Annotated in this window: 14 protein-coding genes; 9 read left to right on the forward strand and 5 right to left on the reverse strand. The window is 46.3% G+C overall.

Annotated features, from left to right (window positions below):
- The first annotated feature begins 1 nt into the window (after window position 1).
- Both dnaG and Q0218_RS05725 read left to right on the forward strand, forming a co-directional pair.
- Window positions 2-1,675, forward strand: coding sequence for a DNA primase (gene dnaG, locus Q0218_RS05720; protein WP_297967346.1), 1,674 nt, complete (start codon window positions 2-4; stop codon window positions 1,673-1,675).
- Complete coding sequence (locus tag Q0218_RS05725; protein ID WP_297967348.1) at window positions 1,672-2,658, forward strand: argininosuccinate synthase domain-containing protein; 987 nt, start codon at window positions 1,672-1,674, stop codon at window positions 2,656-2,658. The genes dnaG and Q0218_RS05725 overlap by 4 nt, the downstream gene beginning before the upstream one ends.
- 472 nt (window positions 2,659-3,130) lie before the next feature.
- On the opposite strand, the gene Q0218_RS05730 is transcribed toward Q0218_RS05725, so the two are convergent.
- Entirely contained in the window at window positions 3,131-3,427 is a 297-nt protein-coding gene (locus tag Q0218_RS05730) for a hypothetical protein (protein WP_297967349.1), read from the reverse strand.
- Window positions 3,428-3,798: 371 nt separating this feature from the next.
- Here Q0218_RS05730 and Q0218_RS05735 point away from each other — a divergent pair, with 371 nt between their 5' ends.
- Window positions 3,799-4,395, forward strand: coding sequence for a restriction endonuclease (locus tag Q0218_RS05735; protein ID WP_297967352.1), 597 nt, complete (start codon window positions 3,799-3,801; stop codon window positions 4,393-4,395).
- A gap of 10 nt (window positions 4,396-4,405) precedes the next feature.
- Here Q0218_RS05735 and Q0218_RS05740 read toward each other — a convergent pair whose 3' ends face one another.
- The 4 genes from Q0218_RS05740 to serC form a co-directional block, all read right to left on the reverse strand.
- Window positions 4,406-4,954: a hypothetical protein gene (locus tag Q0218_RS05740; protein ID WP_297967354.1), complete on the reverse strand. Its 549-nt coding sequence runs from the start codon at window positions 4,952-4,954 to the stop codon at window positions 4,406-4,408.
- 341 nt (window positions 4,955-5,295) lie between these two features.
- Window positions 5,296-5,487, reverse strand: coding sequence for a hypothetical protein (locus Q0218_RS05745; protein ID WP_297967356.1), 192 nt, complete (start codon window positions 5,485-5,487; stop codon window positions 5,296-5,298).
- 199 nt (window positions 5,488-5,686) lie between these two features.
- Complete coding sequence (locus tag Q0218_RS05750) at window positions 5,687-6,337, reverse strand: hypothetical protein (RefSeq protein WP_297967359.1); 651 nt, start codon at window positions 6,335-6,337, stop codon at window positions 5,687-5,689.
- 394 nt (window positions 6,338-6,731) lie between these two features.
- Window positions 6,732-7,808, reverse strand: coding sequence for a 3-phosphoserine/phosphohydroxythreonine transaminase (gene serC / locus Q0218_RS05755; protein ID WP_297967361.1), 1,077 nt, complete (start codon window positions 7,806-7,808; stop codon window positions 6,732-6,734).
- Between the two features lie 143 nt (window positions 7,809-7,951).
- Here serC and Q0218_RS05760 point away from each other — a divergent pair, with 143 nt between their 5' ends.
- The 6 genes from Q0218_RS05760 (at window position 7,952) to Q0218_RS05785 (ending at window position 13,263) form a co-directional block, all read left to right on the forward strand.
- On the forward strand, window positions 7,952-9,370 hold the full coding sequence (locus tag Q0218_RS05760; RefSeq protein ID WP_297967363.1) for a CHAD domain-containing protein: 1,419 nt from the start codon (window positions 7,952-7,954) through the stop codon (window positions 9,368-9,370).
- Between the two features lie 10 nt (window positions 9,371-9,380).
- The gene (ubiE, locus tag Q0218_RS05765) at window positions 9,381-10,097 is read left to right on the forward strand and encodes a bifunctional demethylmenaquinone methyltransferase/2-methoxy-6-polyprenyl-1,4-benzoquinol methylase UbiE (RefSeq protein ID WP_297967366.1); all 717 of its coding nucleotides are present in this window, start codon (window positions 9,381-9,383) and stop codon (window positions 10,095-10,097) included.
- Window positions 10,091-11,254 (forward strand): exodeoxyribonuclease VII large subunit, encoded by a 1,164-nt coding sequence (gene xseA, locus Q0218_RS05770; RefSeq protein ID WP_297967369.1) that lies wholly within the window; start codon window positions 10,091-10,093, stop codon window positions 11,252-11,254. The genes ubiE and xseA overlap by 7 nt, the downstream gene beginning before the upstream one ends.
- A 106-nt stretch (window positions 11,255-11,360) precedes the next feature.
- Window positions 11,361-12,029 carry a CsgG/HfaB family protein gene (locus Q0218_RS05775; RefSeq protein WP_297967371.1) on the forward strand — a complete coding sequence of 223 codons (669 nt, stop codon included), beginning with the start codon at window positions 11,361-11,363 and terminating at the stop codon, window positions 12,027-12,029.
- A gap of 9 nt (window positions 12,030-12,038) precedes the next feature.
- Window positions 12,039-12,593, forward strand: coding sequence for a DUF4810 domain-containing protein (locus Q0218_RS05780; protein WP_297967373.1), 555 nt, complete (start codon window positions 12,039-12,041; stop codon window positions 12,591-12,593).
- Entirely contained in the window at window positions 12,583-13,263 is a 681-nt protein-coding gene (locus Q0218_RS05785; RefSeq protein ID WP_297967375.1) for a GNA1162 family protein, read from the forward strand. The genes Q0218_RS05780 and Q0218_RS05785 overlap by 11 nt, the downstream gene beginning before the upstream one ends.
- Window positions 13,264-13,271 lie beyond the last annotated feature (8 nt).

Consider the following 13,271-nt stretch of genomic DNA (forward strand, 5'->3'; position numbering starts at 1 on the left):
TATGATCGATCCAAAATCAATAGAAAGACTAAAAGCGCAAACCGATATCGTCGATATAGTCGGGCACTATCTGCCGCTAAAAAAAAGCGGCGCGAACTTCGTGTGCGTATGTCCGTTTCACGACGATAAAAACCCGAGCATGAGCGTGAGCCCGTCGCGCGGAATATTTCACTGCTTTTCGTGCAAAGCAGGCGGCGACGCGATCAAATTCGTGATGGACTACGAAAAGCTAAGCTACCCCGAAGCCGTCGAAAAGATCGCGGGACTGCAAAATTTCACGCTAAACTACGTGCGCGGCGGCGAACCGGCGAAGGAAAACAAGCACATCTTAGAAAACGCAAACGCCTTTTACCGCTCGCTGCTATATAAAACGCCAGCAGCCATCGAGTATTTATATTCGCGCGGTATCACGGACGAGCTAATAGATAAATTTGAACTAGGTTTCGCGCCCGAGAGTGCACAGACGATAAGGCTACTGCAAAACGATCAAATCGAGCCCAAAGAAGCCCTAGAAGTCGGCATCGTAAAGCAAAACGAAAACGGCATCTACGCTAGCTTCATAAACCGCATCACATTTCCTATCTATACGCACGCGGGACGGCTCGTGGGCTTTGGCGGACGCACGATCAGCGGAAACCCCGCAAAATACGTAAATTCGCCCCAGTCCGCGGTTTTTGACAAGTCCACGCTTTTTTACGGCTATCACCTGGCAAAGCGCGAAATTTTTACCAAAAATCAAATCATCATCACCGAAGGCTACATGGATGTCATCATGTTGCATAAGGCTGGCTTTAGCAACGCCGTAGCCGTGCTTGGAACCGCGCTCACGACCAAGCACCTGCCGCTTTTAAAACGCGGCGAGATTAGCGTTATTTTGTGTTTTGACGGCGACGACGCGGGTATAAACGCCGCGACGAAGTCCGCTCTGCTGCTCGCGCAAAACGAAATCGACGGTAGCGTCGTCATTATTGAGGGCGGCGCAGATCCCGCCGATATGGTCGTCGCAGGCAAGATAGAGTATCTGCGGCAAATTTTTGAAAGCGGCACGGAGATCGGCGAATTTTACATCAGGCATCTAGCTAGCGGCTTTGATCTATCGCGCCCCGTGCAAAAGCAAAAGGCGCTAGAAGCGATCCAGGCCTTTACGGCGAGTCTAAAACCCGTCGTCGCAAACTCCTACGCGCCGCTCGTGGCTAAAATTTTAAAGATAGCCGAGGGGTCGTTTCGCCTCTCTCGCAGATCAAATTCGGTGGTGCAGCAAGGCTACGGCGGGACTGAGCAAAACGCGCAGGGCTACGAAACGCAAAATTTCCGCGCAAACTCGGGACGCAAAGACCCGCTAGAAATCCAAATTTTAAAAACAATGATAGAAAACCAGAGTCTAAAAAAATTTATTTTAGAAAATTTAAAGCCCGATTATTTCGCGCGCCACAGGGCAGTCTACGAAGCGATAGCAGCGGGAGCGGACGCGAACGATCCGTCCGTGCGCGAGGTGATGTTTGAAAAATACGAGGCATTTAAAAACGAGGAGGAAATTTTACAAAATCTAAAATTTTTTAAAACAAGATTTTACAAAAATTTATACAAAAAGTATTCGGCGTCGCAAATCTCGCTAGAAGAAAAGCAACCGATACTAAAAAAAATCGACGAAATTTTAAAGGAACTTAAAAAATGAAAGCGTTAGTTTTATTTAGCGGCGGGCTTGATAGTATGATCTCTATCAAGCTTTTAACCAGCCAAGGCATCGAAGTTACGGCGATCCACATCGACATCGGCTTTAGCGGCGACGAGAAAAAGGCGGAAATTTTACGCCGCCGCGCGAACGAAGCCGGAGCCGAGTTTAAGATCGTAGATATCAGAAACGAATACCTGCGCGAGGTGCTTTTTACGCCAAAGCACGGCTACGGCAAGCACTTTAACCCCTGCATCGACTGCCACGGATATATGTTTAAAACGGCGCTTGCGATGATGAGCGCGGAGGGCGCTAGCTTTATCGCTACGGGCGAGGTGATCGGCCAGCGTCCGATGAGTCAGAGGCGCGACGCGATGGCGCAGGTCAAAAACGCCGCAGGCGACGAGGACGACCTAATCTTGCGCCCGATGTCCGCGCAGCTGATGAAGCCCACAAAGCCAGAGCGCGAAGGCTGGGTCGATCGTAGCAAGCTGCTGGGCATCAGCGGACGCGACCGCAAAAGGCAGCTCGCGCTTGCCAAGGAATTCGGCTTTAGCGAATTTGAGACGCCAGGCGGCGGGTGCTTGCTCACGATCGAGAGCTTTGCGAATAAAATCAAAGATTTCATCAAATTTGACCCCAATATGACTAGCGCGGATATGCAGCTGCTGCGCATCGGACGGCATCTGCGCCTGGCAAACGGTACCAAAATGGTCATCGGCCGCGACGAGAACGACAACGCCAAACTGCTAGCCCTAAATAATCCAAAATTTACGCAGATCAAATTTGACGGCGATATCGTGGGCGCGACTAGCCTCGTGGACGCTAAATTTAGCGAGGCTGATCTTGAGTTTGCCGTGCGGCTGGCACTTGCCTACACTAGAGCCGATAAAGACGCGGCAGTGCGAGCTAAAGTCAGCGAGCGCGAAATTTGCGTGAAGCCCTTTGAGAGTAAAGAGCCTGCGCAGGAGTTTTTCGTAAATTAAATTTACGCATTTAGATTAAAGCTGCGCGCCCGCGTTAAATTTTGCGGATTAAATTTAAAAATGCGCGAGATAGTTTAAAATCGCAAGCCAAATTTAAGGGCTTTGGGTTTTAAAATCATCCACAAAAGCAACCTACCGACTAAATTTGGCGGCTTAATCGCAAGCCACATTTAACGCGTTTTGCCTTAGCTTGCGGTCGCTTAGCCAAAACCATCGACACTAGAACCGAACTTTGAGCTTTAATCTACCGCAAGTAAAAAAGGCTAGACGTAAATTTAAGCGCATTAATAAAGACGCTTTTTTGGCTTAAATTTACCCTCGTAGCGCGCCTAAAGCAAGCAGAGCCGTAAAACTAGCTCTTGCGGTAAAAGCTAAATTTTGCTTGCAAAAGGCCTTTGGCGGCGATTCAAAGACGCGATTTAAGCGGTAGATAAATTGCGCGCTGATTTGGCTATTTTTGAGCTAAATTTAGCTAGGGGACGCGCAGCGATGTGGTTTTATTTTTAAGATTTGGCTTGTTTTTTGAGCTAAATTTAGCTTGTATAACGGCGATTTTTCGTTTGCTAGCGGCTAAATTTATAAACGCCGCAAATCTAGGCGCCCAAGCGATTTTTAACTCTAGATATTGCTCTTTAAAGTCCCGCAGCTTCGCCAAAACGCTCTTTGTAAGATTTTTGCTATTAATCGCAGCCAAATTTACTATGCGGCGGTTTGTGCCAGTTTGCTTGCACGGCTCGTACGCGCGCAATGTTTTATGATTTTCATCCACACCAAGCGCGAAATAGCCTAAATTTATCTACTCGGATGAAAATTTAACGATTTTACCGCCTTGATTTTGCGTATTTGCGCGCTAAAAAGTAAGCTTAAAACGGATGCTTACGGTATTTTGCCGTTAATTTATAGCTGCCGCGCACCGTAAATCCCAATTATAACAAACCGCCGCGAAAACTCGTCTTTTCTTATTTTACGGGCTTTAAAGCGGCAATGCGGCCCAAATCCGTTTGCCGTTTCGTAACCTTAAGACAAAACAAGCCTTAATTTAATTTTACCGTGATAAAACCAAAATATTTTCAGATTTTATTTTATTTTGATATATTTTAAGTATAATTCTCAATTTAATATAATATGAGAGTTTTTGCAATGGATTATCAAGGATTATTTTTAACGGCGCAGTTTTTAAACGATAGAAAAAAGGCGAGCAGAAAGGAAATAACGGCGTTTTTAGCAAAAAGCATAAACGCCTCGCAAAGCAAAGCCGACGCGCTCATAAATGCGTTAGCCGCAAGCGCAGCTATTTTAAATTTGCCGCCGCCGCAAAGACTAGTCGTAAAAACAGGACGCGGGATATACGAGATAAGCCAAGCCGGCGAAAAAATACTAAAGGGCAAAGACGCGCGGCAAAATTTTATGCGAAAACTAGATGAAATTTACGGCGCCGCGCAAAAATTGCAAACGCTAAAACGCTCCTCGCCCAAGATACGAGAATACGCAAAAGACGTCGCTTTAGCCTTGCTTTGCGAGCTAAAAGATAAGTTAGTCGGCGAGTTAAAATCAAAGCCCATGCAGACATTTAAATCGCTCGCGCTAAAACTCGTTAAAAAACATAAAATTTTAGGCAAAATTTATGCCTTTAGACATATTTTTATCGCGGTTTTGGCGGCCAAACTCGCATTTGAGGCCTTTCAAATCCTAAGGCACAGGCGCGAGAAAAGACTGCAAACGGCTACTCTAGGCTAAATTTAAACTTTCATAGCATTTGAAGGCGAATAATTAAATTTATACTTAACAATATGCAGTAAAAAAATATAATCAAAAAATAATATATTAAATATTTGACGGTAAATATCGTAACTACTGCCGCCTCAAGCAATCGAACGGTGCTTGCGACGCATTCGTTATCTACGAAAATAACAAAGCGGTCTATATAATGCTTTATAAATATTATTATTTTTAATAAAAGCCCAATATCAAATAAAAATCCGAATACGATAGGAGAAACGAAGATTACAATTATGAATTTACTAAAACTAAAATTCGCATATCTAGGCGTTCCCCAAAAATCAAGCTTTACGGAGTAAAATTGAGACGGAAATATCGCGATACCGATCAATACGCCGGCTAAAATTTCGCTCAAAACGCCCATAGGCACCGGCAAATTCGGCGCAAAACTATGATACAAATAGCACGCAGCGACCAACCGCGCCACAAAAAGTGAAAATGCGATATGAACCATAAACATCGCAAATCTAAGAAACTTTTCGCCTTTTGTCGGCACATCTACGCTTAAATTTATCACTTCATTATCTTTACGTTTTTGTTGATTAAAAACTCTTCCAAATTTTTAATATCGCCAGCATTAAATAACGATAAATTAACTCTTGCAAAATAAAATACGGAATCGACGGTTTTTATAATCATATATTTATTTATAATTTTAACGTATTTTATTTTTTCATAATCTACGCTTCTTTCTCTAAACAAATAATAAATACTTAAAAAAGTATCGTAGCAGGATATCTTTTTTATAAAATACGAATAAAAGTAAATTTTTATAAAATAAAAAATACCTAATATACCGATAAACGAATAATTATTACCGATTAACATCAAATAAATAGATGCGCTAAGCATAACGATTTAAAACAAAATCTCAAATGCCCCGCCGATATATTTAGTACGTTTCACGCTAAGAAGCGTTTTGGGCATGACTATCTCTATATATGCTCCGCTACCGTCGGCAGTCTCTATACGCATCACGTCGTATAGTTCCTTATCGTATTCCTCGTCAAATTCATACTCTACGTTTTCTTCGTATTTTTCTTTTTCCATATTTCTTCCTATTTTTTATTTATTATACATTTATAAAATAGTTTTTTGCTTAATTAAATACTTTTTAATTTCAAAAATCCTCTCGCCTGCGCGTTTACTTTTAAAAATAGATATGTAAATTTAGCTAAACGTAGTTAAAATTTAGTGGCGAACTAAAAGTAAATTTATACGTAAATTTGACAAAAAACTCAAGCCTAATTTACTCTAAACTAAAAAACCGCCTCATCTTACGTCTCCAGTCGTCTTTTGGTATTTCCGTATCGTTTGGATCGTCGCTCCAAACCTCGTGTTTGTCCTCGAAAAATATCGCAGACCTTTGAGCTTGCGGCATAAATTTCGTCTTGTTCTCCACAGGAATTTTGTTCGCCTGAAAATACCGTAACAGCTCAAAATAATCATCTCTGCTATAGCAATTTACCAAAAAATAATTTCTATTTTTCATCCTGATAACGAAATTTTTACGCAGCAACCACAGCGGTTCGCCCGATTTTTTGAGTTTATAGATTTTAAACGGCAGCGCAAATATCAGATAAACTAAAAGATATCTTATAAAGTCTTTCGTTTTGTTAAAATGCACGCCGATAGAGGACTTTTTATAGAGCTGATACGGGGTAAAAAAGTGAAATCTGCCGTATCTGCTATCAAGCTCGCTGATAACGCAAAAATAGACCTTTTCCACGTCTTTTACGAGGGTGATTTTCTCCTCGCTCTCTACTTTGTTTACGTAGACATACTCTATATGATAAATTTGCTCGCTAGAAAATCTAAAAAAGCTCGGTTTTTGTTTAAAAACTCGCGGCGCGAAAACGTATGTATTGTATAGGCAGAATAATAAAAAAGATGCGGGCAAAGCAATAAGATAAATGCGATATAAAAGCCCGTAGTCGCTAAAAGCAAATACAAAAACGAGAATCGAGTCAAAGAATAATATACCATCCCGCCAAAAACAGCGCGCCGTAATCGTTTATGATTATCGGATTTTCGTCGTAGTTTTTCAAATTTTCTCCAAATTTCGCTTCACGCAGTTAAATTTAAAATGGATAACAAAAGGCGAGAGAGCTAAATTTAACTCGGCAAATTTAGATAAGCTCGCCGCAAACTCAAAGCAAATTTAAGCGGCCGTCCTCAAGTCAAAGTCGCTTAAATTTGAGCAAAAAGCCAAATTTGACGCACCCCGAATTTAAAACCCCGAGTTTAAATTTACCCGGAGTAAAGCCAAATTCGTGCGGCGCGTCTAGTCAAATTTACCCGTTTTTCCTAGCAAATTCTTTCATAAACTCAGCCAAAGTCTGCACGTTTTCGATACTCACGGCGTTATATATCGAGGCTCTGATGCCGCCTACGTGACGGTGCCCTTTTAGACCCAGCATGCCCGCGTTTTCGGACTCGGAGATAAAGGCCGCCTCTAGCTCGCGGTTTGCGATGGTAAAGCTAACGTTCATCAGCGAGCGGCTATCTTTTTGCGCGTGACCTTTGTAAAAGCCGCCAGAACCGTCGATCGCGCCGTAAAGCAGCGCCGCCTTTTGCTCGTTGATCCGGTTTACGCCCGTTAGACCGCCCTGCTCTTGCACCCAGCCCAGCGTCAAATTTAGCAGATATATGCCAAAGGTCGGCGGCGTGTTGTATAGCGACGCAGCGCTAGCGTGCGTATCGTAGCGAAGCATCGTCGGAGTGCGCTCCATGCAGGCTCGCTCTAGCAGATCCTTGCGGATGATGACGACGGTTACGCCGCTTGGGCCGGCATTTTTCTGCGCGCCGCCGTATAGCAGCCCCACGTCCGTGAAATCAACCGGTCGCGAGAAAAAATCGCTCGACGCATCGACGACTAGCGGAGCTTTGGAGCGAGGCAGCTCGCGGTACTGCGTGCCGTAGATGGTGTTGTTCGTGCAGACGTAGCCGTATGCGGCGTCGCCGTCAAATTTGACCTCGGGGATGCGGTCATAGGAGGTCTCTTTGCTGCTAGCGACCACTTCGTATCTTGCGCCGACGTTTGCGGCCTCTTTGATCGCTTTGCTCGTCCAGACGCCCGTATCGGCATACTGCGCGACGCCTTGGGCGGCTAAATTTAGCGGTATCATCGCAAACTGCAAATGTGCGCCGCCTTGCAAAAATAGCACGTCATACTCTTCGCCTATGCCGTATAGTTCGCGCGCCTTTGTCATCGCGCCGTAGTGCACCTCTTCAAAAATCTTGCTTCGGTGGCTGATTTCCATTATCGAAAAGCCCTTGCCCTGATAGTCGGTGAGCTCGTTTTGCGCGCGCTCAAGCACGCTAAGAGGCAGAGCCGAAGGGCCCGCACTAAAATTTAGCTTTCTATTCATCCAAACTCCTTTCAAATTTGAGCTGATTTTAGCGTTATTTGCGTTAAAAAATCATTTCGCGTCGCAAGGTCGGCGGCAAAAGCACGCAAATTTTACACTTTAAGCTACCTTTTGATACAATTTTTCATATTAAGGAGCGAAATTTGATAGAGATCGAGCGTAAATTTATCCTGCGTGACGCCGCCGTCATAAGCGAGCTAAAGGCCCGCGATATCGGCACCGAGCAAAAAGAAGTGACGCAAATTTACGTCAAAATCACTCCGCTTGAGGAGATTAGATTTCGCGAGGCTTCGGGTGTTTTTACGATCACGCAAAAATCGGGCGTCGGCCTAGCGCGCGAGGAAAATGAGAGCGAAACGGACGCCAAAAGCTTTAAAAAAGCCCTAAAAAACGCAGTCGCCGCTCCAATAAAAAAGACGAGATTTTTATTTCGGCTTGACAGCATTGCTTGCAACGTCGATATTTTTCACGGCGCTTTAGAAGGACTTGTTACTTTTGAGGCCGAGTTTGCTAGCGAGCGCGAGGCGACGGAGTTTAACCCGCCTGAGTTTATCGCCGCGCACGTAATCAGCGAGGTAACGGATGATGAGCGCTATAAAAATAAAAATTTAGCGCTTTTTGGCTTGCCGCAGGGCGAATTTGACGCACAAAAGAGCATTGAGATTTTACAAAACAGTCCGGGGCTGGAGCTAAATTTACCAAGCTACATCGGCGCGATGGACGCAATGCGGACGGTGTTTTTTCAGATCTTTATGCTGCTTAGCAAACACCTAAACGAGTACGCAAGCTCTAGCGATGCCGAGGCGCTACATCAGATCCGTATAAATTTGCGCAAAACCCGATCTTTACTCAAAATTTTCACTCCAGTTTTTGACCAAAAAACGGCTTGTTATTTTCTGCTAAATTTTAAAAAACTAGCCGAGCTAACTAACCAAAAGCGCGATATAGACGTATTTTGCGAGTTTTTACAAAAACAAAAAGGCTTTGAAGGGCTAGCTAGCGAGCTAGAAAATTTAAGCAAAACCCTAGCCAAAAGCGTCCAAGCCGAGCTACAAAGCGACGAAGCGAACGAAATTTTGCACGACTGGGAGGTATTTTTACGCGAGGGAAGCGACTTTTTTAAAGGCGAGCTAGGAGACGCGCCGATAAAAAAACTCGCGGCAAAATCCATGCGAGCTCAAATTTTACGCCTTAAAAAATCTCTCTCAAATTTGAGCCAAACCACCGAGAACGCGCAGTTTCACAAGTGCCGCATCGAGATAAAAAGGCTGAGATACTTAAGCGAGATTTTCGGCGGCGGCTTTGATTTTGCTGCAGCCAAAAAATGCTTTAAAAAGAGCAAAATTTTACAAGAAACCTTTGGCTCGCTACAAGACACCGACGTCTGGCTAGGCCTGCTAGCGCACGTAAAAAGCGGCGCCGAGCAAAAGCGCATAGATAAACTCCAAGCTAAAATTTACAAAAAAATCTACGAGCTAAGAAGCGAAATTTTAGACTCAAAGCCTAAAATTTTAAAAAGCCTAACAAAGCTTTCGCACGGCTTAAAAATCTACTATATCTAAAGAGAAAAAAATGGAAAAACAAGAAAAAATAGTTCAGATGTTTAACGACATCGCGCCTACCTACGACCTGGCAAACCGCGTGCTGAGCATGGGCGCGGACGTGAGCTGGCGTAAAATCGCGTGCAAAACGGTTTTGTCAAATTTCAAAGACTCAAGCGTAAATATCGTAGACGTCGCATGCGGCACGGGCGATATGATGGGCTTTTGGCAAAAGACGGCTGGCGAGTTTAACGTAAAAATCGAAAATCTTATCGGCGTCGATCCCTCAAGCGGCATGCTCGCGGTCGCCAAACAGAAATTCCCCGAGTTTAAATTTATCGAGGCGTTAGCGACGCAAACGACGCTTGATAGCGGCTCGATGGACGTGCTAAGCATCAGCTACGGCATCAGAAACGTGGTCGAAAGGGGGGCCGCGCTAAGAGAGTTTAACAGAGTGCTAAAAATGGGCGGATATGTCGTAGTGCTAGAGTTTACCAAACGCAAAAAAAGCGGGCTTTTAGCGGGCGCTCGCGACTTTTATCTAGGTAAAATTTTGCCTAAAATAGGCGGCTTTATCTCCAAAAACCAAGAAGCCTACGAGTACCTGCCAAGCTCGATCGAGGGCTTTTTAGACGCTAAAAGCTTTGCGGACGAGCTCGCTAGCGCGGGCTTTGAGATGCGCCTTTGCAAGAGCTTTTCGATGGATATTTCTACTCTTTTCATCGCGCAAAAGGCCCGTGAGTGCTAAGCGTCAGCGAGCTAAACGAGCAGGCCAAAACGCTTCTTGAGACGACGTTTTCCTACGTCGAGGTAGGGGGCGAGATCTCGCGACTCGTCAAACACGGCTCGGGACACTGGTACTTCACGCTAAAAGACGAAAAAGCCGCGATCTCGGCGGTCATTTATAAATTTAACGCCGCCAAGCTCAAATTTGACGTCGCAGACGGTATGAAGGTCGCTCTCTACGGTAAAATTTCGCTCTACTCGCCAAGCGGCAGCTATCAGTTTATCGCAACTCTCATACGCCCAAGCGGCGAAGGCGAGCTAGAGCTTGCCTTTAAACAGCTAAAAGCGCGGCTTGGGGCCGAAGGGCTTTTTGATATCTCGCGCAAAAAACCGCTACCTAAATTTCCTCGCAGGATCGCGCTCATCACGTCAAAAACCTCCGCCGCGTTGCAAGATATGCTGCGTATCGCTTCGCAGCGCTGGACGCTATCGGAAATTTTAGTTTTTGACTCGCTAACGCAGGGCGAAACCGCGCCCGCCTCGCTCATACGCGCCCTAAAAAGAGCGGACGCAAGCGGCGCGGATGCGATCGTGCTGGCGCGCGGAGGCGGCAGCAGAGAGGATCTGTGGTGCTTTAACGACGAAAATTTAGCCCGCGAGATCTACGCGGCGCGCACGCCCGTGATATCGGCCGTCGGACACGAGATTGATTACGTCATCAGCGATTTTGCGGCGGACTTTCGCGCTCCAACCCCAAGCGCTGCGATGGCTGCGCTACTGCCAGATGCCGGCGAGCTAATGCAAAGCATAGACAGATTAAGCGAGGCGACGGACGCGGCCTTTATGCGCGTTTGGGAGCGTAAATTTAACGCTCTAGCGATGATGAGGGCGAGATTTTCTCAGGCGAGCCTCACGCAAAAGATCGCTCGCAAAGAGCAAATTTTGCTAAATTTAAGACAGGTTTTAGACGCCGCCGCGCAGACTAAACTGCTAAAGTGCGAAAACGCGCTCAAGCTAGCTCGCGCCGCATACGCGCAGCAAGAGTCGTTTTTTGCGCAGATTTCAAATTTCGTCCGAGTGCAAAAGGACGGCAAAACCGTAAATCTAAGCGAGCTAAAACCCGGCGACCGCATCGTGCTAAGCTCGGTAAACGCAAACAAAGAGGCGGAAATTTTATAGCCAAATTTGATCCGCGGACGCAGCGGCTTAAGTTTTTGGGCGGGTTAAAAATTTTTAAGCTAAAAATAGTAAGATAATAACGCAAATCAAAATTTAAAGGAGCAATATGAAAACGAACGCAAAATTTTTACTAGCCGCGTGCGCCGCGATGCTCATAACCGGCTGCGCGACGGAGAGTTCTCGCGTAGTCGAAACGCCGAAAGTCCAAACTCCAAGCGCCGCCTATCAAGGACAAAAGATCGCCGTTTCTATCGGCCGCTTTAGCAACCAGTCATCATACCAAAACGGCGTATTTTCAGACGGCGAGGACAGGCTAGGCAACCAAGCGCAGACCATCCTTATCTCAAATTTACAGCAAAGCGGGCGCTTCTCGGTGCTTGACCGCAGCAACATGCGCGCCATAAAAGAAGAAAGCGCGCTAAACAAAGAGGCGCAAAACATCAAGGGCGCAAGATACGTCATCATGGGCGACGTGACGGAGTTTGGCCGCAAAACTACGGGCGATCATCAGCTTTTTGGGATACTTGGCAAAGGCAAAACCCAAACCGCCTACGCGAAGGTAAATCTTAACGTCGTGGACGTGAAAAACTCCGAGGTGATCTACTCTACTCAAGGTGCCGGCGAGTACGAGCTCTCAAACCGCGAAGTACTGGGCTTTGGCGGAAGTGCTGGGTATGATTCGACGCTAAACGGCAAGGTGCTAAGCCTAGCCATCATCGAGGCCGTAAACAACCTAACGCGCGGGCTTGAAAGCGGCGCTTTTAACGCGAAATAAGGATAAATTTTGCGCTTTAAAACTCTAGCAAATTTCGCGTTCGTCTCCGCCATCGCCCTGCTGCTCTCTGGTTGCGCGGACGACTCGCCTAGACAGCTATACTACTGGGACGGCGCCTACACGAGCTCGGTCTACGAGTACCTAACCGAAGAAGGCGACGCAGGCGCACAGATCGTCGCACTCGAGGAGAGCCTGCAAAAAGCCTATCAAAGAGCCGCCAAAGTCCCGCCCGGACTGCACGCGCATCTAGGTTTGCTCTATCTTTCGCAAGGAAACAGGGCGAAATTTAAAGCCTACGTCGAAAAAGAAGCCGAGCTTTATCCCGAGTCGCGCAACTACGCGATGTTTTTGCTAAATCAAAATAGCAAAACCAAGGGCGCGGCAGGCAAAACTGAGGCAAATTTAGGCGAGCAGACGAAGGAAAAAGCAGGCGCGAGCGAGCCGAATTTAAGCGACAAAAGCTCAAATTTAGGCGAGCAAACGAGCAAGCAAAATTTGAAAAACAAGCAAGTAAAACAAGCCAAAACTAGCAAGACCGCAAAAGGAAGCCAAAATGAAAAATAAAATAAAATCAGCGCTTCTTGGCGCGTTTGCGGTGCTGTTTTTGGGAGCGTGCGCAGGCTCGCAGCCACAGATCTACGACTACTCCGCGTTTTTACAGACCAAGCCTCGCTCGATCGTCGTTGTGATGCCCGCCAGCGACTCATCCGAGATAAAGGCCTCCGCAGCGGTTCTGGCAAACGCGCTCTATCCGCTTAGCGAGGCGGGGTATTACGTATTTTCGCCCGCGCTCGTAAACGAAACCTTTAAAAACAACGGCATATACGACGCCGTAGAGATCGCGCAGATCTCTACGCACAAGCTTAAGCAGATATTTGGCGCTGATGCCGCGCTATATCTAAACGTCGCGGACTACGGCACCTCGTATATGCTCATTAACAGCGTAACGCGCGTGAGCGTAGCGGCGACTCTAGTGGATCTAAACACGGGCGCCGTACTCTGGCAAAAAAGCGCCACCGCTGCAAACGACTCGGGCGGAGGCGGAGGCGATCTCATCGGCATGCTAGTCTCCGCGCTAGTTAAACAGATCGCCGACTCAATCTCGGACGCGAGCTTTGATCTATCGGCGCGTGCGGACGCGATTTTGTTTAGCACCGACTGCCGAGACTGCTTGCTCTACGGCCCGTATTCGCCGCGCTACGGACAAGATCGGCAGCTAAATCGCGGCAAATAAATTTGAAA

Origin of the sequence: uncultured Campylobacter sp. (assembly GCF_938039245.1) — a bacterium.
GTDB lineage: Bacteria > Campylobacterota > Campylobacteria > Campylobacterales > Campylobacteraceae > Campylobacter_A.